The 18,439-nt window shown below is 70.2% G+C and carries 19 protein-coding genes; 13 read left to right on the forward strand and 6 right to left on the reverse strand.

Annotated features, from left to right (window positions below; translation table 11 throughout):
• The first annotated feature begins 15 nt into the window (after nucleotides 1-15).
• From ACFY1L_RS47000 to ACFY1L_RS47020, 5 genes are read left to right on the forward strand one after another with little or no spacing between them, the layout of a single operon-like run.
• Nucleotides 16-975, forward strand: a complete 960-nt coding sequence (locus ACFY1L_RS47000) for a fumarylacetoacetate hydrolase family protein (protein WP_388839973.1) — start codon at nucleotides 16-18, stop codon at nucleotides 973-975.
• Nucleotides 972-1,748 carry an SDR family NAD(P)-dependent oxidoreductase gene (locus ACFY1L_RS47005; RefSeq protein ID WP_388839976.1) on the forward strand — a complete coding sequence of 259 codons (777 nt, stop codon included), beginning with the start codon at nucleotides 972-974 and terminating at the stop codon, nucleotides 1,746-1,748. The genes ACFY1L_RS47000 and ACFY1L_RS47005 overlap by 4 nt, the downstream gene beginning before the upstream one ends.
• Nucleotides 1,748-2,728 carry an ornithine cyclodeaminase family protein gene (locus ACFY1L_RS47010; RefSeq protein WP_388839979.1) on the forward strand — a complete coding sequence of 327 codons (981 nt, stop codon included), beginning with the start codon at nucleotides 1,748-1,750 and terminating at the stop codon, nucleotides 2,726-2,728. Before ACFY1L_RS47005 ends, ACFY1L_RS47010 begins: the two co-directional genes overlap by 1 nt.
• Nucleotides 2,729-2,778: 50 nt before the next feature.
• Nucleotides 2,779-4,215, forward strand: a complete 1,437-nt coding sequence (locus ACFY1L_RS47015) for an NAD-dependent succinate-semialdehyde dehydrogenase (protein ID WP_388840031.1) — start codon at nucleotides 2,779-2,781, stop codon at nucleotides 4,213-4,215.
• Nucleotides 4,216-4,241: 26 nt separating this feature from the next.
• Nucleotides 4,242-5,261 carry a dihydrodipicolinate synthase family protein gene (locus ACFY1L_RS47020; RefSeq protein WP_388839982.1) on the forward strand — a complete coding sequence of 340 codons (1,020 nt, stop codon included), beginning with the start codon at nucleotides 4,242-4,244 and terminating at the stop codon, nucleotides 5,259-5,261.
• 274 nt (nucleotides 5,262-5,535) lie between these two features.
• Here ACFY1L_RS47020 and ACFY1L_RS47025 read toward each other — a convergent pair whose 3' ends face one another.
• From ACFY1L_RS47025 to ACFY1L_RS47040, 4 genes are read right to left on the reverse strand one after another with little or no spacing between them, the layout of a single operon-like run.
• Nucleotides 5,536-6,588, reverse strand: coding sequence for a maleylacetate reductase (locus ACFY1L_RS47025; protein WP_388839985.1), 1,053 nt, complete (start codon nucleotides 6,586-6,588; stop codon nucleotides 5,536-5,538).
• The gene (locus ACFY1L_RS47030; protein ID WP_388839988.1) at nucleotides 6,585-7,454 is read right to left on the reverse strand and encodes a dioxygenase; all 870 of its coding nucleotides are present in this window, start codon (nucleotides 7,452-7,454) and stop codon (nucleotides 6,585-6,587) included. Before ACFY1L_RS47030 ends, ACFY1L_RS47025 begins: the two co-directional genes overlap by 4 nt.
• An 8-nt stretch (nucleotides 7,455-7,462) precedes the next feature.
• The gene (locus tag ACFY1L_RS47035) at nucleotides 7,463-8,557 is read right to left on the reverse strand and encodes an alpha/beta hydrolase family protein (RefSeq protein WP_388839991.1); all 1,095 of its coding nucleotides are present in this window, start codon (nucleotides 8,555-8,557) and stop codon (nucleotides 7,463-7,465) included.
• Complete coding sequence (locus ACFY1L_RS47040) at nucleotides 8,554-10,110, reverse strand: bifunctional 3-(3-hydroxy-phenyl)propionate/3-hydroxycinnamic acid hydroxylase (RefSeq protein ID WP_388839993.1); 1,557 nt, start codon at nucleotides 10,108-10,110, stop codon at nucleotides 8,554-8,556. The genes ACFY1L_RS47035 and ACFY1L_RS47040 overlap by 4 nt, the downstream gene beginning before the upstream one ends.
• Nucleotides 10,111-10,292: 182 nt before the next feature.
• On the opposite strand from ACFY1L_RS47040, the gene ACFY1L_RS47045 reads away from it, so the two are divergent.
• From ACFY1L_RS47045 to ACFY1L_RS47065, 5 genes are all read left to right on the forward strand, one after another.
• Nucleotides 10,293-10,940 (forward strand): TetR/AcrR family transcriptional regulator, encoded by a 648-nt coding sequence (locus ACFY1L_RS47045; RefSeq protein ID WP_388839995.1) that lies wholly within the window; start codon nucleotides 10,293-10,295, stop codon nucleotides 10,938-10,940.
• Between the two features lie 204 nt (nucleotides 10,941-11,144).
• Entirely contained in the window at nucleotides 11,145-12,338 is a 1,194-nt protein-coding gene (locus ACFY1L_RS47050; RefSeq protein WP_388839998.1) for a cytochrome P450, read from the forward strand.
• A 1-nt stretch (nucleotide 12,339) separates the two neighbouring features.
• Nucleotides 12,340-12,534, forward strand: a complete 195-nt coding sequence (locus ACFY1L_RS47055; RefSeq protein WP_388840001.1) for a ferredoxin — start codon at nucleotides 12,340-12,342, stop codon at nucleotides 12,532-12,534.
• Nucleotides 12,531-13,661 (forward strand): NAD(P)/FAD-dependent oxidoreductase, encoded by a 1,131-nt coding sequence (locus tag ACFY1L_RS47060; RefSeq protein WP_388840003.1) that lies wholly within the window; start codon nucleotides 12,531-12,533, stop codon nucleotides 13,659-13,661. The genes ACFY1L_RS47055 and ACFY1L_RS47060 overlap by 4 nt, the downstream gene beginning before the upstream one ends.
• Before the next feature lie 10 nt (nucleotides 13,662-13,671).
• Nucleotides 13,672-14,862, forward strand: coding sequence for a cytochrome P450 (locus tag ACFY1L_RS47065; RefSeq protein WP_388840006.1), 1,191 nt, complete (start codon nucleotides 13,672-13,674; stop codon nucleotides 14,860-14,862).
• A gap of 162 nt (nucleotides 14,863-15,024) precedes the next feature.
• Here the strand turns inward: ACFY1L_RS47065 and ACFY1L_RS47070 are convergent, their stop codons facing one another.
• Complete coding sequence (locus tag ACFY1L_RS47070; protein WP_388840008.1) at nucleotides 15,025-15,603, reverse strand: hypothetical protein; 579 nt, start codon at nucleotides 15,601-15,603, stop codon at nucleotides 15,025-15,027.
• 101 nt (nucleotides 15,604-15,704) lie between these two features.
• Nucleotides 15,705-16,853, reverse strand: a complete 1,149-nt coding sequence (locus tag ACFY1L_RS47075) for an ABC transporter substrate-binding protein (RefSeq protein ID WP_388840011.1) — start codon at nucleotides 16,851-16,853, stop codon at nucleotides 15,705-15,707.
• Between the two features lie 131 nt (nucleotides 16,854-16,984).
• On the opposite strand from ACFY1L_RS47075, the gene ACFY1L_RS47080 reads away from it, so the two are divergent.
• The 3 genes from ACFY1L_RS47080 to ACFY1L_RS47090 all read left to right on the forward strand — a co-directional run bounded on the left by ACFY1L_RS47080 (nucleotide 16,985) and on the right by ACFY1L_RS47090 (nucleotide 18,263).
• Entirely contained in the window at nucleotides 16,985-17,479 is a 495-nt protein-coding gene (locus ACFY1L_RS47080; protein WP_388840014.1) for a MarR family winged helix-turn-helix transcriptional regulator, read from the forward strand.
• 122 nt (nucleotides 17,480-17,601) lie between these two features.
• Nucleotides 17,602-18,093 carry a cupin domain-containing protein gene (locus tag ACFY1L_RS47085; RefSeq protein WP_388840017.1) on the forward strand — a complete coding sequence of 164 codons (492 nt, stop codon included), beginning with the start codon at nucleotides 17,602-17,604 and terminating at the stop codon, nucleotides 18,091-18,093.
• Between the two features lie 41 nt (nucleotides 18,094-18,134).
• Nucleotides 18,135-18,263, forward strand: coding sequence for a hypothetical protein (locus ACFY1L_RS47090; protein ID WP_388840020.1), 129 nt, complete (start codon nucleotides 18,135-18,137; stop codon nucleotides 18,261-18,263).
• Nucleotides 18,264-18,439 lie beyond the last annotated feature (176 nt).

Below are 18,439 nucleotides of genomic sequence, written 5' to 3' on the forward strand. Positions count from 1 at the left end.
TGCCTGGAGCCGCACATGCGCTTCGCCTCATACGAACACCAGCAACAGCGCCGGGTCGCCGCCGTCGGCGAGGACGGCCGTCTCCACCCGGTCCCCGGCGAGCGCACCCTCGCCGAGCTGATCGCGGCCGGCGCCCTGTCCGAGGCGGGCGCCGCCGCCCTCGACGCCCAGGCGGGCCCCCATCTGTCCCAGGTGCGACTGCTGCCGCCGCTCCAGCCCGCCACCGTCCGCGACTTCGTGACCTTCGAGGAGCATGTCGAAGGCGTCCGGCGCTCGGTCGACGGGGCGACCGGTGTGCCGGACGCCTGGTACGACGCGCCGACCTTCTACTTCGGCAACCCCTACGCGGTCATCGGCCCCTACGACGAGGTACCCGTGCCACCGGGATCGAGCGTGCTCGACTTCGAACTCGAAGTCGCCGCCGTGATCGGCAAGGAAGGCCGGGACCTCACCCCCGAGCAGGCCCGCGACCACATCGTCGGCTACACGATCTTCAACGACTGGTCGGCCCGCGACCTGCAGTCCCGTGAGATGCGGGTCGGGCTCGGCCCCTGCAAGGGCAAGGACACCGCCACCACCCTCGGTCCGTTCCTCGTCACCGCCGACGAGCTGGAGCCCTACCGCGACGCGGACGGCTTCCTGCGCCTCGCCCTGACCGCCGAGATCAACGGCGAGGTGGTCGGCAAGGACCTGCTGTCCAACATGAGCTGGACGTTCGAGGAGTTGACCGCCTACGCCTCACGCGGCGCCGTCGTCCGCCCCGGTGACGTTCTGGGCTCCGGGACCTGCGGCAACGGCGGCTGCCTCGCCGAACTGTGGGGCATACGCGGCACGCAGGATCCTCCACCCCTGGGGCCCGGCGACACGGTCACGCTCACCGTCGAAGGCCTCGGCACGGTCTCCAACACCGTGACGGCCGGCCCCGCGGCCGTGCCGCTTCCGGCAGCCCGGCGCCGCCCGCGGGAGCGGCCATGACGGACCTCTATCCCAAGAGGCTGTCGGGCAGGGTCGTCGTGGTCACCGGCGCGGCCCGGGGCCAGGGCGCCGCGGAGGCCGAGGCACTGACCCGCGAGGGCGCCCTCGTGATCGCCACCGACGTGACGGCGACCTCCGACTGCCGCCGCCTCGACGTCACCAGTGAGCCGGACTGGGCCGAACTCGCAGCCGACTTGCGCGAGACGCACGGACAGGTGCACGGTCTGGTCAACAACGCGGGCATCACCTGGCGCGCCCGCCTCGACGACGTGCGCCCCGCGGACTTCGACCGCGTCCACGCCGTCAACGTCACCGGCCCGCTGCTGGGCATGCAGCACCTCGCCCCGCTGATGCCGCCCGGAGCGTCCATCGTCAACGTCGGTTCCTCCGCCGCTCTCACCGCCCACTACCCGGTGGCGTACACGGCCAGCAAATGGGCGCTGCGCGGCCTGTCGAAGACCGCCGCCCTGGAGCTCGGCCCGCGCGGCATCCGCGTCAACACGATCCATCCCGGCTACATCGAAACCACGATGACCGCCTCCGCGGCCCCGGCCTTCCGCGAGGCCAACATCCGCGAGACCCCGCTGGGGCGTACCGGCACCGTGGACGAGGTCACCCCGCTGGTCGTGTTCCTGTTGTCGGACGAGTCGTCGTTCATCACGGGCGCGGAGATCCCCGTCGACGGCGGCCTCACCGCGCACGGCGGCGTCAAGTCCGTCTCCGACGCGCTGCAACGCAACGCACACCCGACGACAGCCTCAGGGAGCACCTGATGACCCTCTTTCTCACCGACGCCGACGTCAGAGCCGCCTTCGACTGGGCCGACGCCATCGCCGCACTCCGCGGAGCCTACGCCGCACCACCCGACGAGACCCGCTTCCCCTCGCGCTCCATGGCCCGCGGGGACGGCCTGTGGCTGCGCACGCTCAGCGGCGTGCCCGGCGACGGCGGCCCGATGGGCGCCAAACTGATCGCCGCCTCGCTCCGGAACCGCCGCGCCTCGTATCTGATCCCGCTGTTCGACCAGGAGACCGTGGAGCTGACCGCGCTCCTGGACGGGCACTCGATCACCGGTTTCCGTACCGCCGCCACCTCCGCGCTCGCCGCCGACCTGCTGGCCCCCGCCGGCCCGCTGCGCGTCGCGGTGATCGGGTCCGGTTTCGAGGCGCAGAACCACGTCCGGGCCCTGGCGGCGATACGCGACCTGTCGTCCGTCACCGTGTTCAGCCCCAACCCGGCCAGCCGCACCCGGTTCACCCAGGAACTCGCCGATCTGCCGCTGCCGACCGCCACCGCTCAGAGCCCCGAGGCGGCCGTCGCCGGTGCGGACCTGGTCATCTGCGCGGCCCGCTCCCGGGACGAGCAGCCGACCCTGCGGGAGGCTCCGGCCGGGGCCACCGTCGTCTCGATCGGGTCCACCCTGCCCGAGCAGCGCGAACTGGCGACCGAGGTGATCTCGCGCGCCGAGGTGATCGTCGCCGACATGGTCCATGAGGTCACCGAGGACACGGGAGACCTGATCGCGGCCAGGAAGGCGGGCGTCGACTTCGCCGCGAAGACGGTCTCGCTCGCCGACGTCGTCTCCGGTCGCGTCACCGGCCGGCAGGCGCACGACCCCGACGCGGTCGTGATCTACAAGTCGGTCGGCTCGGCGGCGCAGGACCTCGCCGTCGCCGCGATGTGCGTGCGGCGGGCCGCCGAGCTGTCCCTGGGCACCCGGCTGCCCGTCACCATTTCCCCGGTATCGAAGTGAGCACCCCCGTGAGCAATCCCGTGAGCCGAGAACTCGACGACCCGTCCCTGCTGAAGACCGCCGCGTACGTCGACGGCACCTGGATCACCACCGCCGGCACCCTCGCCGTGCACAACCCGTCCACCGGCGACCTGCTGGCCGACGTGCCGCTCCTCGACGCCGCGCAGACCACCGCGGCGATCGAGGCGGCACACCGCGCGCTGCCGGCCTGGCGGGCCCGCCCGGCCAAGGAACGGTCCCGGATCCTGCGGCGCTGGTTCGACCTGGTCACCGAGCACGCCGAGGACCTCGCCCGGCTGATCGTGCTGGAGGAGGGCAAGCCGTACCCGGAGGCCGTCGGCGAGGTCGCGTACGCGGCGTCGTTCCTGGAGTGGTTCGCCGAGGAGGCCAAGCGCATACGGGGCGACGTCATGGAGGCTCCGGAGGCGTCACGCAGGATCGTCGTCCTCAAGGAGCCGGTCGGCGTCTGCGCGGCGATCACCCCGTGGAACTTCCCCGCCGCGATGATCACACGCAAGGCGGGTCCCGCGCTGGCCGCGGGCTGCACGATGGTTCTCAAGCCCGCCGAGCAGACCCCGCTGACCGCCCTGGCGCTCGCCGAACTCGCCGACCGTGCGGGCATCCCGGCGGGGGTGTTCAACGTGGTCACCGGCGACCCGCGCGAGATCGGCCCCGAGCTCACGGGCAACCCGCTCGTCCGCAAGATCACCTTCACCGGCTCCACCGAGGTCGGCCGGCTGCTGCTGGCCCAGTCGGCGCAGACGGTGAAGAAGACCTCCATGGAGCTGGGCGGCAACGCACCCGTCCTCGTCTTCGACGACGCCGACCTCGACGAGGCCGTCGAGGGCCTGATCGCCACCAAGTACCGCAACACCGGCCAGGCGTGCATCAGCGCCAACCGCGTCTACGTCCAGGACGGGATCCACGACGCGTTCGCGAAGAAGCTGGCCGAGCGGGTCGCCGCCCTCGCCGTCGGCGACGGCTTCGACGAGGGCGTCCAGCAAGGCCCGCTCATTGACGAGAACGCCGTGGCGAAGGTGGAGTCCCACATCGCCGACGCCCTCGCCCACGGGGCCGTCGTCCTTCAGGGCGGCAGGCGCCATGCACGTGGCGGTCTCTTCTACGAGCCGACCGTCCTGACCGGCGTCACCGCCGGGATGGCCGTCACCCGCGAGGAGACCTTCGGCCCGGTGACCCCACTGGTGCGGTTCACCGACGAGAGCGACGCGATCCGCTTGGCCAACGACACCGAATTCGGCCTCGCCGCCTACCTGTTCGCCAAGGACGCCGAGCGCATCTGGCGCGTCGCCGCCGCCCTGGAGGCAGGCATGGTCGGCATCAACACCGGCCTGATCTCCAACGAGACCGCCCCCTTCGGAGGCGTCAAGCAGTCGGGCATCGGCCGCGAGGGCTCTGTCTACGGCCTCGACGAGTTCCTGGAGCTCAAGTACCTCGCCTGGGAAGGCGCGAAAACCCCACACGTCTGATCACAAAGACCGAGGAGCACACCACCATGGCCCGCTACACCCGCGCCGAAGCCCGCGAATGGGCACGCGAGAACCTCGTCGGCGTCGTCAACTGCACGATCCCGTCCTTCACGGGCGACCTGAGGAACATCAACGAGAAGGCGATCCGTCACGACACCCGGCTCGCCATCGAGCACGGCTTCATGGGCACCCTCGGTGTCTCCGAGGTCGCCATCCAGCTCCCCGAGTACCTGGACTTCCTGAACATCATCAAGGACGAGGCGGGCGACCGGTTCCTGCTGGTGCACCACGCCAGCTGGAGCACGCTGGAGCAGAACATCGAGGCCGTGAAGGGGGCGGAAGAGGCAGGCGCCGAGCTGGTGCTGCTGTCGTACCCGCCGAACTTCTACCCCGAGTCCGAGCAGGAGATCTACGACTACACCAAGGCCGTCTGCGACGCGACGAACCTCGGCGTCATGCTCTTCCCGATGTACCTGTGGGGCTTCAGCCCCCGCATCCACCCCTCCGACATCCCCGTACGCCTGATCCGGCGCCTGATCGACGACTGCCCCAACATCGTCGCGATCAAGGCGGAGGGCGGCTTCCCCAGCATCCAGAGCGTCATCGAGTGCCACCGCCACTTCGGCGACGAGGTCGTCATCTCCATGCCCATCGAGGGCGAGCTGATCCCGCTGTCACAGATCATGCCGATCCAGTTCTCGGCCACCAGCGACCACGAGTACTACGGCCCGATGATCCCGCGCGCCTTCCACCTCCTGCGGGAGGGCAAGCACGACGAGGCCGCCGACATCTACTGGCAGCTCCACCCCGCCCGGAAGATCAAGTCCGGTCTCGCCCCTGCCCTGCACGGCGGGGCGTTCATCAACCGGCAGGCATGGAAGTTCCAGGGCTGGCTCCAGGGCTACAACGGCGGCCCCCTCCGTCAGCCCACCCAGCGCATCCACGACGCCCAGATGACCGCACTGCGCAAGGGTCTGATCGACGCCGGCCTGGAACCGAGCATGGATCCCTTCCGCGAGTTCTTCATGGGCCGCAACCCGGCGTGAGACGCTGGCGGACCCGCGGCAGGCGATGAGTCATGTCGTTCCCATCGCGGGTCCGCCACCCGGCACGACAGGCGCGTCCCACATCACTCCGGCCCCGAAGTAGGTAACCCACGTCCCCGGGCGCCCCGTAGGCGCCGTCGAGGACGTGGTTCTGGACGCACTTGCGCACGGTCGGCTTGTTGGCGACTGCTGTCAGCCGTGCGCCTTCTCGATGTACTCGGCCTATTCGGTGTGCGTCAGCCGGGGTGCCGCCGTACGGCGGCCACCAACTTGATCACGCGAGGGTTCCTTTCAGGGCCTGAGTGAGGAGGAAGCGGAGGGCTTGCGCGGTGACAGGGCGTGGGTTGGCGTAGGGCTGGGCCTGTGCCTGTGCGGTGATCTCGTCGAAGTCGCTCTCCGTCAGGCCGAGTTCGGCCAGTGAGCGTGGAGCGCCGAGTTCGGCGGATGCCCGCGCGAGGTGCTTCGGTACGTCGTCCGTGGCCAAGGCGCGGTTCAGGGCCTGCTCCGCGGCCGGTGCGGCGGGGAGGTTGAAGGCGGCGACGTACGGGAGCAGGACCGTGTGGGTGGCGGCGTGGGGCAGGTCGAAGGTGCCGCCGAGGATGTGGCAGAGCTTGTGATGCAGCGACATCGTCGTGGCGCCCAGGCACGCCCCGCACAGCCACGCCCCACGCAGCGCGTCGGTGCGGGCCGCCATGTCGCCGGGGTCGGCGGCGATGACCGGCAGGGCTGCGGCCAGCGAGCGCACCCCTTCCTCGGCCATCAGGGACACGATCGGCGAGGCGTCGGGCGCGTACAGGGCCTCCACGGCATGGGCGATGGCGTTGAAGCCGCTGGTCACCGACACGTCCACGGGGAGGCCGACGGTGAGTTCGGGGTCGTAGACCACGCTGCGCGGCAGGACGGCCCGGTCGCGGCCGGTGCGCTTACGCCCGTTCTCGGTGAGTCCCCACACGGTGGTCATCTCGGAGCCGGCGTAGGTGGTGGGCGCGCTGATCACGGGCAGGCCGGAGGTCAGGGCGATCGCCTTGCCGAGGCCGATGGCGGAGCCGCCGCCGATGGCCAGACAACCGTCCGCGCCGGCCTCGCGGGCGGCCGCGCGAGCCGCTTCGGCGACGTCGATCGGCACGTGCATCCTGGCTTCGGTGAAGAGACCCACGCATGCGTCGCCCAGCACGGTGGCCGCGTGCTCGGCGAGAGCGCGCTGACCGGGCGTGGCCAGCACGAGCAGTCGGCGCAGGCCCAAACGCTCTGCTTCGACGGGCAGTTGGCGCAGACTGCCGGGGCCGAGGACCACCCGCATGGGCAGAGCCTCGTAGGTGAAGGTCATCGCGTCGCCTTCGCCTCCGGCGCCAGCACGATGTCGAACCTGGCCTGGACGAAGGGCGCGGTCACGCCGAATCGCTGGGCGTCCTGCTCGTCGTGGGACTCGGTGAAGTCGGTGATCAGGCCCCGCTTGACCGCGAAGACGGCGTCCGAGTCGACGTAGGGGCTGCCCGCGACGAACGCGTGCGTGGTGATGGGCCGGTGGTGCTCGGCGCCGGCGATGAAGTGGATGTGGGCGGGCCGGTAGGGGTGCCGTCCGGTGGCTTCGAGGAGGCGGCCTACGGGGCCGTCGGTGGGGATCGGGTAGTGGGAGGGGACGACGGTGCGGAACCAGTAGCGGCCGTGCTCGTCCGTGCGGAAGAGGCCGCGTCCGTTGCCCGGGGGCTGCACGTCGGGCTGCTGCACGTCGTAGAAACCGTCCTCCGAGCACTGCCACACGTCGAGTTCGGCGCCCTGAAGCGGTGTTGCGTCGCCGGCGAGCACTCGGCCGGAGACCACGCAGGGACGGCCGGTGCCGAGGATGTCGATGGAGTCGCCGAGTTCGCGGCGGGGGGATTCGGTCATGTGGAAGGGGCCGAGGACGGTGCTCTCGGTTCCCTCCTCGGCCCCGTTGATGGTCTCGACGAGCATGGAGACGCCCAGGATGTCGGAGAGCAGGACGAACTCCTGGCGGGTGTCGTCGCACTTCTGGCCGACGGCGGTGAGGAAACCGATCGCGGCCTCCCACTCCTGGATCGTGGGTTCGATGTCCCGCACGAAGTCGTGGAGGTGGCGGGTCAGGCTCTCCATGACCTGCCGCAGCCGCTGGTCCTTGGTCTCCCGGAAGCTCTCCACCACCGCGTCGGTGGCGGTCTCGACGGTGAAGTCCACTGGTGGTCCTAACCTTTCGGGGTGCTCTGGCCGGTGAGGTGGTCGGTGAACCAGTCGCCGGTGAGCGCGTCGCGTTCGGCCGCGTGGTTGTAGAGGGTGTGCTCGCCGTCGGGCCAGATGCGGACGGTCGCGGCGGCGGGGTCCGCGGCGTGCAGGAAGGGCTCCTGGTCCTCGTAGCGGGCCAGGGGGTCCTGGCCGCCGTGCAGCAGGAGCAGGGGGCAGGTGATGCGGTGCTTGGCCGGGTCGAAGCGCAGGGCGTCCATGACCTCGGTCACCCGGTCCGGGTCGTCGGTGCCGACGACGGCGGCCATCTGTTCGCGGGCGGTGCGGTATTCGGGGACCGTGGGCGCTGCCGGGGCGCCGTTGACCACCACCGCACCGACGCGTGTATCGGCGGCGGCCAGGTGGGCGGCGAACAGGCCGCCGAAGCTGACGCCCTGCACCCCGATCGCGCCGCCGAGGCGGGGATCGGCCCCGACCAGGTCGACGAAGCGGGCGAAGCCCTCGGTGATGCGCTCGTCGACGTACAGGCCGTGACGCAGCCGCGACTCGCCCTGCCCCGGACCTTCCGCGAGCAGGCAGGCCAGGCCGCGCGAGGTGTACGCGTCGGCGACGGGCAGGTACGCGGCGCCCCAGCCGCTGAGCCCGCCCCAGACGATGACGGTGGCCTGGGCCTCGCCCGTCGGCGGCAGGCACAACCAGCCGCCGAGCCGCCCGTCGCGATGCGGGATCTCCACGCGCTCCACGGCAGGTGCGAGAGCGGCGGTCGCGGCGGTGTGCCGGGCGTACAGATCCCGTTTTTCCGCGGTGTCGGTCTGGTGCGCCATCTGCGCGAACATCCACGCCGCGGAGGCGTGGCGGTACGCCTGCCGGGCGGTCGTGCGGTGCTCCGACTCCTCCGCCACGCGGGCCCGTTCCAGCTGTGTCCGCGCGATGGCCGCGGCGGCGTCCTGCCACGCTGTCCCGGCCGCGGTGTCGGCGAGGAGGCGGCGGGCGTCGGCCGGGTCCATGCCGCAGTCGGTAAGCCGCGTGAAGGGCATGGCCCGGTGCTGGGCCGCCACCAGCGGCGGCAGAGAAGCCGTCCCGGGGACCGCGGCCGTCATACGACCGCCTTGGCCGTGCCGGACAGGGCGTCGTCCAGGTCGTCCACGAGCGCGCCGAGGTCCGTGCTGTCGGCCGCCGCGCCGAACAGCACGAAGTCGGGGCGTGCCAGGTAGGCGACCGCGCCGAGCCGCTGGAGGTACTCACGGTGCCGTCCGTCGAGGTCGTCGACGGTGTCGAGGGCGACCACGGTGCAGCCCAGGCGCGTCAGCCTGGCGAGCCGGTCGGGGCCGAGGGCGGCGGTGGGATCTTCGGTGGTGACCAGGGTGAAGCCGTATCCGGTGAGGTCGTCGAAGCGTCCCGTGCGGCCGTCGGCGAGGCGGACGCGGCCCTGGGGGGTGAGGGTGCCGACGGGCGCGTCCCCGTCCGGCCTGAGGACTCCGCCCGCAAGGGGCGGGAACGGGGGCGGCGGGGGTACCGTGCCCGCGAAGAAGGCCGCGTCCCGGGCCGCCGCTGCCTCGGCGTCGTGGGTGTTGGCGACTTTGCCGAGGCCGATCGCCATGTGGGTGAGGGCGGTGACGTGCGGGCGGCGCTCGCCCTCATAGGTGTCCAGCAGAGCCTCGGGCGCCAGCCCGCCGAGGACGAGGTGGAGTTTCCAGGCGAGGTTGGTGGCGTCGCGGATGCCGCTGCAGGCGCCCTGGCCGAGGTAGGGGGGCATGGTGTGGGCGGCGTCGCCGGCCAGGAAGACCCTCCCGGTGCGCCAGTGGGTGGCGATGCGGGCCTCGAATCCGTAGACGAGCTGACGGGTGATCCGTACGTCGTCCGGTCCCAGGTCGTGGTAGTCGCGCAGCAGCCGCCAGGCCGTCTCCGGCGCGGTCATCTCCTCTCGGGACTCGCCCGGCAGCAGGGCGAACTCGAAGCGCTGGCGGGTGGTGCCGATGTTGATGGTCATGTGGCCGCGCGCGGGATCGCAGTACTGGGTGCCGTAGGCGAACTCCGGTGGCTGGGGTCGCAGCCACTCGGTGTCGATGTTGACCCACTGCTCGTTGAACCCGAGGTCCTCGCGCTCCACTCCGAGCAGTTCCCGTACCCCGCTGCGGCTGCCGTCGGCGGCGATCACATAGCGGGCCCGGACCTCGTCGCGCGGACCATCCGCACAGCTTGTCTCGGCGTTCCAGCCGCACAGGCGGAGGGTGACACCGTCGTCGTCCTGGTCGAGGCCGGTGACCGCCCAGCCCTGGCGGACGTCGACCGAGCCGTAACCGCGCAACCGCTTGTCCATCGCGTGCTCCACGTCCGGCTGGTACATGGAGATGTGATCCGGATATCCCATCGGGCCGTCGGGGTTCGCCGGGATGCGCACCAGCGTCTCACCCTTGCCGTTGACCCACAGGTACTCGCACGGGGACGAGTCCCGCAGCGCCTCGTCGACATCGCCCGCCGCCTGGACGGTACGTGCGGTCTCGTCGTCGATGTGGGTGAGCCGGGGCAGCCCGTACAGAGCCGGCCAGCGCTCACAGACCACCACCCGGTTGCCGAGCCGGCCGAGCAGGGACGCCGCGGCGAGTCCGGTCGGACCGTAGCCGACGACGGCGATGTCATAGTGCGGAGCCATCGGACACCTCCAGAGACAGCCCCGCGCCGTTGCGAGGGGTCGTGGTGGGATGGGAGAGGGGTGCGGCTCGACCGTGCGGTGCGTGCCGCAGCTTCGTGTGAATCTAGATTCACAGTTGGAGTGAAGCGAGATTCACACAACGGCAACATGGACGTCAAGAGCCCGGTCGATAAACTGCGCAGATGACCGAGTCCCCCACCCGCAGGCCTGCCGCCCTCCGTGAAGGCAGTCGCCGTTCGCAGCAGGACCTCATGCAGGCCGGGTACGCGCTGCTCGAAGAGGGTGGAGTGGACGCGCTGACCGTGGCCGCGGTCGCCGAACGGGCCGGCATGGCGGTCGGCAGCATCTACCGCCGGTTCGGCGACAAGGAAGGACTCCTGCTGGCCATCCAGCACGCCTTCACCGAGAACCTCCAGGCCGAGATCACGGAACGCATGTCCGTGGAGCGGTTGCGCCTCCTGCGCGATCCGGCCGTGGCGATCGCCGAAGCGGTCGGCGCGATCACCGACGCCTTCCGGGCGCACGAGGCCCTGTTGCGCGTTTTCCTGCTGCTCGGCACCCGGCACGAAGCGGTCAGGGTCGAGGGCTCGCGCGTCAGCGTCGAGGGCAACCGCAACTTCGCCGAGGCTCTGCGACACATCCCCGTCGCACACCCGGATCCCGCGGCCGCGCTGGACTTCGCCTTCCGCCTGGTCTACGCCACGATCGCGCACCGCGTCACCCAGGGCGAGTTCCTCGAGTCCGACCGCCCGCTGCCCTGGAACGAGCTGCGCAGTCACCTCCAGACCGCGGTCGTGTCCTACCTACTCGGCACCTCAGAAGGCCGCTGACCGCCTGGCTTGCAGTGGCACACAAGTGCGCGCACGGGGCTTGACGCGACAGGAGCGGTTGTGAGCTCATGCTCACCACAAGTGTGAGTCCTGACTCACATAGGTTCGCTCTCTTCGTTTCCCACACCCTCGTGCCGACGGCTCAGACCTTCTCCCCTCCCCGGAACTCCGTCGTGGCCCGAGCAACTCAAAGGAGAGTTGTCGATGCGTGCGACCTTGCCTCTGCCCACCTCCGACGTCGACCTGTTCGCCGACGACGTGCTGCACGACCCGTACCCCGCGCTCCGCCGACTCCGGGAAGTCGGCCCCGCGGTACGGCTGACCGCCTACGACGCCTGGGTCCTTCCGCGCTACGACCACGTGCGCGCGGCTCTGGCCGACCACGAACGCTTCTCGTCTGCGCACGGCGTCGGCTACGAGGACCAGTTCAACGCCCAGATGAAGGGCACCGTGCTGGCCAGTGACCCGCCGGACCACACCCGGCTGCGGGCCCTGCTGTCCGACAAGCTCGCCCCCAAGGCCCTGGCGGGGCTCCGCACCCGGATCACCGCCCTCGCTGACGACCTCGTCGCCGACGCCGCGGCCAAGGGCGACTTCGACGCCGTGACGGATCTCGCCGCGGTGTTCCCCGTGACCGTGATCGCTGACCTGATCGGGCTCACCGAGGAAGCGCGGGGTCCATGGCTGTCGTTCGCGGACGCGGCGTTCAACACCTTCGGTCCGTTCAACGCCCGCGCCCAGGCATCCATCCCCTTCGTCAGTCAGATGTTCGGGTACCTGAACACGGTGATGGTGCCGGAGAACCTCCGCCCGGACGGCTGGGCCGCCGCCATCCACCAGGCCGCGGAGCAGGGGGAGATCGAGGCCGCCTCCGTGGTGCCTCTGTTGTCCGCGTACGTGATCGCCAGCATGGACACCACCATCAACGCGATCGGCAACACGATCCTCCTCTTCGCCCGGCACCCGCAGGCCTACCAGGAAGTGCGGGCCGAACCGGCGCTCGTCGGCCCGGCGTTCGAGGAGTCGTTGCGGCTGGAGTCCCCCGCACAGGGCTTCTTCCGTCGCACCACCCAGCCGGTGGACATCGAGGGCATCACCATCCCGGCCGACACCAGGGTCCTGCTGTCCTTCGCCTCGGCCAATCGAGATGAACGCAAGTGGGAGGGCCCCGAGGAGTTCCTCGTCCGCCGCAACCCGGTCGACCACGTCGCTCTCGGCTACGGCGTGCACGGCTGCGCCGGCCAGGGCCTGGCCCGACTGGAGGCGCAGGCGGTGCTCGGCGCGCTGGTACGGCGGGTGTCGTCGCTCGAGCTCGCGGGCGAGCCGGTCCGCAAACTCAACAACGTCATCCGGGGCATGGCTTCGCTGCCCGTCACGGTACGCACGGAAGGGCAGTGAGATGTCCAGGATCGTGGTGGACTTCGACCGTTGTGAGGGCCACGGGCTGTGTGAGCAGACCGCGCCCGAGGTGTTCCGGCTCGACGACGAGGGCGAGCTGCACCTGACCCACGAGGAGGTTGCCCCGGAGGACGAGAGGGCCGTCGCCGCCGCCGTGCGGGTGTGCCCCGTCGCGGCGCTGAAGGTGCGGCCGTGAGGCGGATCGTTGTCGTCGGCGGGTCCATCGCCGCGCTGACGGCGGCGGAGAGCCTGCGGGCCGGGGGCTTCGACGGACAGGTGACCGTCCTGTCCGAAGAACCTCACCAGCCCTACTCCCGCGTCCCGCTGTCCAAGGGCGTCCTCGCCGGCCGGGAACCCGCGACATCCGCCCTGCTCCCCGCGCCGGGCGAGGACATCGAGTTCCGTACCGGGGCGCGGGCCGTACGGCTGGACGTCCGCGGCCGTACGGTGACGCTGGCCGACGGCACCGAGGTGCCGTACGACGGGCTGGTCGTCGCCACCGGAGCACGGGCACGCCGCCTGACCGGCGGCGCCGACCTGGTGGTGCGCACCCTGGACGACGCCGAGGCCCTCGCCTCCCGGCTGGCCACCGCGCGCAGCGCGATCGTGCTGGGCGGCGGCTTCCTCGGCATGGAGGTCGCCACGACCTGCCGCGCGCTCGGCCTGGAGGTCACCGTGGTCGACCTCGTCCCGCCGCTGCTCAGGCTGCTCGGACCGTGGCTGGCCGATCTCGCCGTCGCGGCCGCGCGGGACCACGGCATCCGTGTCCGCGTCGCGCCGGACGGCGTCACCGTGGTGGGCGAACACCGCGTGCGCTGTGGCGAGTCGGTCCTGGAGGCCGACGTGATCGTCTGCGCGGTGGGCGACGTACCGAACACCGACTGGCTGAGGGACTCCGGCCTGCCCCTGGACGCCGGTGGCGGCCTCGTCGCCGACGCGTGCTGCCGCGTCGCTCCCGGAGTGGTCGCCGCCGGGGACGTCGTATCGCGGGAAGGGCACCGAACTCCTCACTGGACCAACGCTGTTGAGCAGGGCCGGGCGGCCGCGGCCGGCCTGCTGCAGGGCGCGTCGGCGCGGCCGTACCGAACGGACCCGTACTTCTGGACCGAGCAGTGCGGACTCGACATCAAGATCAGCGGTGAACTGCCGCTCACCGGGGCCCCCGAGATCCTCGCCGGATCGGTGAACGACCGCAGTGCGCTGCTGAGGTGGCGCCATGACGGAGGCACGGCCACCGCCGTCGCCGTCAATCACCGCCTCCCCGTCATCAAACTCAAGCGGCTCGGCGCCGGAGTTCCCGCCCCTGCCCCAGCCCGTACGTAAGGACGTCACCATGGCTCAGCCGCACCCTGCCCCCTACGATCCGATCGATCCCGCCCACCACGCCGATCCCGCCGCCCGGCTCGCCGCAGCCCGTGATCGCTGCCCGGTGTCCCAACCTCGGCCCGGTGTGCACTTCCTCGCCCGCCACGCGGACGTACGGGACGTGCTCACCGACCACGAAACGTACTCGTCCGTCGACAACTTCGCCCTGGAAGGGGGCACCAGGACGGCCGACCTCCCCGCGGTCCCGATCACCATGGCGGACCCGCCTTATCACACGGCGCTACGCGGGCGTCTCAGGCGCTGGTTCGCTCCGGCCCGGCTCCGTGCGCAGGAACCGCGCGTCCGCGAGATCGTGGCCGGTGTCCTGGATGCGTGGCAGCCCGGCCAGAAGGCCGAGATCCACACCGATCTGGCCCGCCAGATCCCGACCCGGGTGGTGTACGCCTTCCTCGGTCTGCCGGAGCGGGACTGGGAGCGTCTGCACCAGTGGGCCGACGCGATCGACGACGTCCTCCCCGAACTCCGCACCGACATGCCGGAGTTCCTGGCCCTCACCGGCTACCTCGGAGAGCAGCTCGCCGCCCGCGCCGCCGCCCCGTCCACCGGGGCGGACGTCCTGGACGGGCTCGCGCACCCCGCCGACGGCGAGCCACCCCTCTCCCCGGTCGAGGCCGTCATCCACTCCTTCCAGCTGATCCTGGCCGCCACGGACACCACCGCCAGTCTGATCACCAACCTGCTCCACGAACTGCTCGTCGACCGCACCCGCTGGGAACGTCTCCTCGCCGACCGGTCGCTCCTCCCCGCGGCGATCGAGGAGTCACTGCGCCACGACGCGCCCCTGCAGTACGTGTTGCGGACGGTCACGGAGGAACGGGAGATCTCCGGCTGTCCCGTGAGGCCCGGCGACCGCCTCGCCGTCAGCCTCCAGTCCGCCAACTGGGACGAACGGGCCTGGGGCGCCGACGCCGCCGAGTACTCGCTCGACCGGCCTGTCGGACAGGCCACCACCATGACCTTCGGCTACGGCATCCACACCTGCCTCGGCGCGCCACTGGCGCGGCTGGAAGCCCGGGTCTTCCTGGAGCAGTTGCTGGACCGCTTCCCCGAACTGCGGCTCGCTCCCGGCTACCACCGCGAGCCGCCTCCTGGCCTGGTCATGATCCGACGCCCGGCCCGACTCGACGTCGTGCTCTGAGGTTCGGCAGCCGGGTGTCCCTCTCGGGCGGCGGGCCACCGCGAAGGCAACCATCTCCGCGACGGTCCGGGCTCTGGCCGTCGAAGGACACCCGCCCGGAGCACGACTCGGCTGCGTCGGCATCAGCCGGCGCAGCCGAGAGGGGACCACTCCGAGCGCGTACTAGATCGCCGCGAACCGTAGTTGCTCGACGACCTCACCGCTCTCGCGCCGGGTGAAGGTGGCCGATCGCTTGCCCAGTTCGTCGCCACGGATGACAGCGCTCCAACCGGGACGGACGTCGGCCGCGACCTGAAGGAGCTTGTCGTCGGGGCTGGTGATCGTGACGAAGGGCTTCTCGTCCTCGTACGGGTCGGGCTCTTCCTCCGTGAGCTCTCGCATGAAGAGGTATTCCTCCACTATCCGACCCTCGTGGTGGCGGGCGAAGGTGCAGAGGCGGAAGTCGCCGGGGACGTAGTGGCCGACGACCGCCGTCCACTCGCCCTGGGCGACCTGCGGGTAGTGCTGGAGGATCCGGGCCTCGGGGTTGTCGACCAGGATGCCCTTCATGGCGTCGATGTGCTCGTCGACGTCGGCGGTCGCCACGCCGCCCATCTCCACGTAGACGGCCGGTGCGTGGTAGTAGGCCTGCATGTCGAACTTACGGTTGTTCCAGGCGACGAAGTCGACCATGTGGAAGTGGATGCAGTTGTCCTTCTCCAGCTCGTACGTGCCGTCGGCCTGCGCACTCAACGATTCCATGTCCTTCTCCGGTTCAGTCGAGGGCCAGGTCGAATTGGGCCGACCTGGCCGAGCCTTGGCCCAAGGCAGGGGTGCGGCTTCGAGTCGAAGCCGAGAGCTCGTCAGCCCTGGGTGCCGTCGCGGTTGATCGGGTACAGGCCGAGCACGCCGCCCGGGTCGGAGGGGTCGACGCCCTTGACGTCGCCGACGTAGAGGGTGATCAGTGCCTTGTAGCGGGCGAGGGCGGTCCGGTTGCCCATGAACTTGCCGAGGGCGAGCGGGTTGGTGTTCTTGTAGTCGAAGATGCCCTTGCGGCCGGCGGGTACGGCGACGTCGGTGCGGGCGCTCCAGGTGCCGATGGAGTTGGTCTGGGCGTCCTTGGACAGCAGCCAGCTCAGGTAGAGCTCGGCGGCGGCCTTGTGCGGGGCCTTCTTGAGGATGGCGGCGGTCTGCGGCCAGGTGACCCAGGGGCTGGTCTTGGGGATGCTGGTGGTGGACAGGCCGGAGAAGCTGCCGGCGCTGCCGAAGTTGGCGACGTAGCCGTCGGTGCCGACCGTGTCGGCGGCGGCCTGGGTGCCGCGGACGAACTTCGGGTGCTGGGCCAGGAGCTTCTTCAGGTAGCCGAGGCCGTACTTGTCGGTGAGCTGCTTGAAGTAGAAGAGGACCGCGTCGTCGTCGTTGGGGTAGGTGAAGACGAGCTTGTTCTTGAACTCGGGCTTGAGGAAGTCCTTCGCCTCGACGGGGGCGTCGCTGCCGAGCGTGGTGGCAGTGACGTTGGCGAAGCCGAAGAACATGACGCCGGTGTAGTAGCCGTCCTTGTCCTTGATCTGGTTGTAGACCTTGTCCCAGCCGACGGGCTTGTACTTCGCCAGCACGCCTTCCTTCTTCCAGTACGGGAAGTCGTCGAGGGTCTGCAGCTGGGCGACGTCCGCGACGACTCTGCCGGTGGCGATCTGGTTGTCGATGCGGGCGTCGTGGTACTTGCTGAGGTCCGTGACCATGTTGAACTTGATCTTCGGGAACTTCTTGAGGAAGGCGTCGCGGAGGTAGTCGGCCTGGTAGGGCGTGTCGCCGCCGGCGTAGACGGTCAGGGTCCCGCCCTCGGCCAGGGCCTGCTTGTACAGCTTCTGCAGTTGCGCCTGCTCGCTCGTCGGCACGGCGCGCGTGCCGCCGGAACCACCGACGGGGGAATCGGCGAGAGCGGCGGTGGCGCCGCCCGCGAGCACGCTGAGGGTGAGGGCTCCGACGAGGGCCTTACGGATGGGCTTCATGACAGCTCCTGTCGACAAGTGCTTAAACTTTTGAGTACTTCGACAGGACTCACGCTAGGGCGAGGAGCTTAAACTTTCAAGCGTTCGCGGTCGTTTTTCTTAAAAGTTGAAGCAATGCTAGGATCCGCCGCATGGAGGAGACCCGCTGGCTGAACGCCGAACAGCAGCACGCCTGGCGCGCCTACTGCAACGCCAGCGTCCTACTGGAAGACACCATCGACCAGCAGCTGAGAAGCACAGCGGGCATCATCCACCTGTACTACACGGTGATGGTCCGCCTCTCCGACGCCCCCGACCAACGCCTGCGGATGACAGACCTCGCCGAGCAGCTCAATATCTCCCGCGGGAGGCTCACCCATGCGGTCCGCCGACTGGAGGAGGACGGCTGGGTGCGCCGCGAGAACTGCTCCACCGACAGGCGTATCCAGTTCGCCGTTCTGACGGACGAGGGCATGTCCGCCCTGGCACGGATCGCGCCCGGACACGTCACCACCGTCCGCGCCGCGGTCTTCGACCACCTCAGCAGCGAGCAGACCCGCGCCTTCACCGAGATCTGCGAGACCATCCTCGCCGCCCTCACCGATCCCAACGGTCCCGCCACCACGGGACTGCCCTGGCGTCGCTGAAGCGATCCGTCGGCAGAAGGGCTGAGCCATCATCGCCGCCACGCTGGAGTCGAGGTCGGCGTACACAAGAGGCCGCCACAGCCCAAAGCGATCAAGGCGAATTGCTGGGCGACAATGACGCCATGACCGACAATTCTTCCCGCAATGTGCCTCGTCCGCTCCTGCGCCGTCCCTCGGACGGCGAGCTCATAGAGGTCGCCGGTGTCGCGCACTTCTTCCGACTCACCGGCGAGCAGACGGAGGGACGCTTCGCCTTCGAGGAGTTCAGTCTCGCGCCGGGCACCATCGGAGCCAGGCCCCACGTACACGAAGGACACGACGAGTACTTCTACGTGCTTGAAGGCGAGTTGACCCTCCACACCGGGGACGGCGAGGTGACAGCCGGCCCGGGGTACCTGCTCGCCGCGACCCGCGGCACCCCTCATGGGTTCCGCAACGAAGGCCCGGCCACCGCACGAGCCCTGTGCCTCTACACCCCGGCCGGCTACGAGAACTACTTCCGGGACGTCCATGGTGCCGTGAGCGCCGGTGCCGAAGCGACCGACCAACTGCTCGCCGAATTCCGCAGCCGCTACCGGACCAGCTCGCACCCGCTTCCCTCGGACAAGCGTTGAGGTGCCTCGACCTTCCTCGGTGAGCAGGCGTACAGCAGCGCTTGCACGACCGGTCCGAGACGGTGTTCGCCCTGGCCGCCGTCGCCACCCCAGTCATTTCCCTGCCCGACCTCGTACGGCTGCGCGGCCTGGACCACGAAACCGACTACGGCGTCTGGGCGTGTCAGTAGCTTTGTGTAAGTCCTTGGGGTTCACCTGGTGTTGAGCCGGTCCTCGAAGAAGAGTGAGAACTGGTTCAGCGCCTTCTTCCGGTGTGCCGCGACGTGGTTGACATCGCGGGCCTTGGGGGTGATCAGCTCGCGGACGGCGAGGTAGAGCACCTTCAGCGCGGCCTGCTCCGAGGGGA

It is taken from the genome of Streptomyces sp. NPDC001663 (assembly GCF_042893105.1).
Taxonomy (GTDB): Bacteria; Actinomycetota; Actinomycetes; order Streptomycetales; family Streptomycetaceae; genus Streptomyces.

Excerpts from the sequence above, each read along its gene's own strand:
- ACFY1L_RS47020 (WP_388839982.1), top strand. The coding sequence starts at position 4,242 with ATGGCCCGCTACACCCGCGCCGAAGCCCGCGAATGGGCACGCGAGAAC.
- ACFY1L_RS47065 (WP_388840006.1), top strand. The coding sequence starts at position 13,672 with ATGGCTCAGCCGCACCCTGCCCCCTACGATCCGATCGATCCCGCCCAC.
- ACFY1L_RS47040 (WP_388839993.1), bottom strand. The coding sequence starts at position 10,110 with ATGGCTCCGCACTATGACATCGCCGTCGTCGGCTACGGTCCGACCGGA.
- ACFY1L_RS47050 (WP_388839998.1), top strand. The coding sequence starts at position 11,145 with ATGCGTGCGACCTTGCCTCTGCCCACCTCCGACGTCGACCTGTTCGCC.
- ACFY1L_RS47055 (WP_388840001.1), top strand. The coding sequence starts at position 12,340 with ATGTCCAGGATCGTGGTGGACTTCGACCGTTGTGAGGGCCACGGGCTG.
- ACFY1L_RS47085 (WP_388840017.1), top strand. The coding sequence starts at position 17,602 with ATGACCGACAATTCTTCCCGCAATGTGCCTCGTCCGCTCCTGCGCCGT.
- ACFY1L_RS47005 (WP_388839976.1), top strand. The coding sequence starts at position 972 with ATGACGGACCTCTATCCCAAGAGGCTGTCGGGCAGGGTCGTCGTGGTC.
- ACFY1L_RS47035 (WP_388839991.1), bottom strand. The coding sequence starts at position 8,557 with ATGACGGCCGCGGTCCCCGGGACGGCTTCTCTGCCGCCGCTGGTGGCG.
- ACFY1L_RS47025 (WP_388839985.1), bottom strand. The coding sequence starts at position 6,588 with ATGACCTTCACCTACGAGGCTCTGCCCATGCGGGTGGTCCTCGGCCCC.
- ACFY1L_RS47070 (WP_388840008.1), bottom strand. The coding sequence starts at position 15,603 with ATGGAATCGTTGAGTGCGCAGGCCGACGGCACGTACGAGCTGGAGAAG.
- ACFY1L_RS47045 (WP_388839995.1), top strand. The coding sequence starts at position 10,293 with ATGACCGAGTCCCCCACCCGCAGGCCTGCCGCCCTCCGTGAAGGCAGT.
- ACFY1L_RS47080 (WP_388840014.1), top strand. The coding sequence starts at position 16,985 with ATGGAGGAGACCCGCTGGCTGAACGCCGAACAGCAGCACGCCTGGCGC.
- ACFY1L_RS47010 (WP_388839979.1), top strand. The coding sequence starts at position 1,748 with ATGACCCTCTTTCTCACCGACGCCGACGTCAGAGCCGCCTTCGACTGG.
- ACFY1L_RS47000 (WP_388839973.1), top strand. The coding sequence starts at position 16 with ATGCGCTTCGCCTCATACGAACACCAGCAACAGCGCCGGGTCGCCGCC.
- ACFY1L_RS47075 (WP_388840011.1), bottom strand. The coding sequence starts at position 16,853 with ATGAAGCCCATCCGTAAGGCCCTCGTCGGAGCCCTCACCCTCAGCGTG.